The organism is Campylobacter concisus, from assembly GCF_902460545.1.
Taxonomy (GTDB): Bacteria; Campylobacterota; Campylobacteria; order Campylobacterales; family Campylobacteraceae; genus Campylobacter_A; species Campylobacter_A concisus_AE.
Genome location: NZ_CABPUE010000003.1, coordinates 106,396 through 107,637, shown reverse-complemented (window position 1 = coordinate 107,637; position 1,242 = coordinate 106,396). Strand labels below are relative to the sequence as shown.

Annotated in this window: 1 protein-coding gene; it reads left to right on the top strand. The window is 28.7% G+C overall.

What is annotated here, in order from left to right:
• Positions 1 to 1,232 (top strand): ATP-binding cassette domain-containing protein (locus FZ949_RS03590; protein WP_222862783.1); only part of this gene is annotated, 1,232 nt, incomplete at its 5' end.
• Positions 1,233 to 1,242: the final 10 nt, after the last annotated feature.

The window sequence follows — 1,242 nt, the reverse complement described above, 5'->3', positions numbered from 1 at the left end:
GTGGTTTAAAAAGAATAAACTTGCATGTAATTTTTTCAGATAAATTAGATATCGAAATTATTAAAAGTCAATTCTTAAATACATTAGAGCAGAGTTATTCTATCGAAAGTAATTCTGAAAAATGGCATAGAGCAATTACTAAAGATAGCCTAAGAGATTTGGGGCAAAAAATTATCGATAGTGCGCCAGAAGAACAAAAGCAAAAATACCAAAGCCCATTAATAGAGGGCTTTAATAACTTAAATATTAAAGAAGACTATATTTTTAAAGCACTTGATAAAGATTGTTTTGCAGGAAAATATCTTACAGCAATAGGTAAGACGGAGTGGGATGAATTAAGATGGTCGGATAGCTCTATTGCGATTAAAAAAGATATAATAAATAAATCAGATATAATTTTTACTTCCGCAAAAAACATTGAAGCATTCAATAATGCAAAAAGCAAACTCAAAGAATGTGGTGTTAAAGATTTATTGCTCGATTGTAGCGACGCACATCATTTCTCAGATAGTATAGAAAAAGACAGGATTGGCAAATGCTATACTTGGATTAAGGCAGATACGACTTTTGAAGGTTTGAAACAAGTAATCTACGAGCCCACAAGGATACATATTAGGGAAAATAAACCACAGGCGGCTATCTATAAAATCGAAGAAATTAAATTAAATTTTGAGGATAGCATAAAGTGGGGTGAAGATAATTTTTGTTTTTCAAATTTTAAGGAGACCATTAAATTTAGTCCTTATCTAAATTGTATTATAGGGGGAAGAGGGAGTGGTAAAAGTACTCTACTAAATTTAATAGCTGAAAAAATAGGCAAAGGCAATAAAGATATATTTAGGCAACTTAGCGAAAATAACATATCTTCAAAAGTAGATATTATTCCTAGCAATGTTCAAAATATCGAGTACTTAGCACAAAATGAAATAGAGGAATTCGCAACAAATTCAAAGAAATTTACGCAAGCCATCTTTGAGAGACTTAATAAAAAATCAGATGATAGATTAAAAAGTATTCAAGAGCAAGTTTCTTTGAAATTAGATAAATTTGATAGACAAATAAGTAGATTGATTGCTCGTTATGAAATTGCTAAAAATTTAAATGAGAAAAATATAGAATTACAAAATGCAAATCACTTACTAAAAACTTTTACTGACAAGAAATTTAATAAAAATTATGAAATGATAAATGTTTTGATAGAAGAAAAGAATAAAAGAGTAAAATGGAAATAGAAGTAAAAAG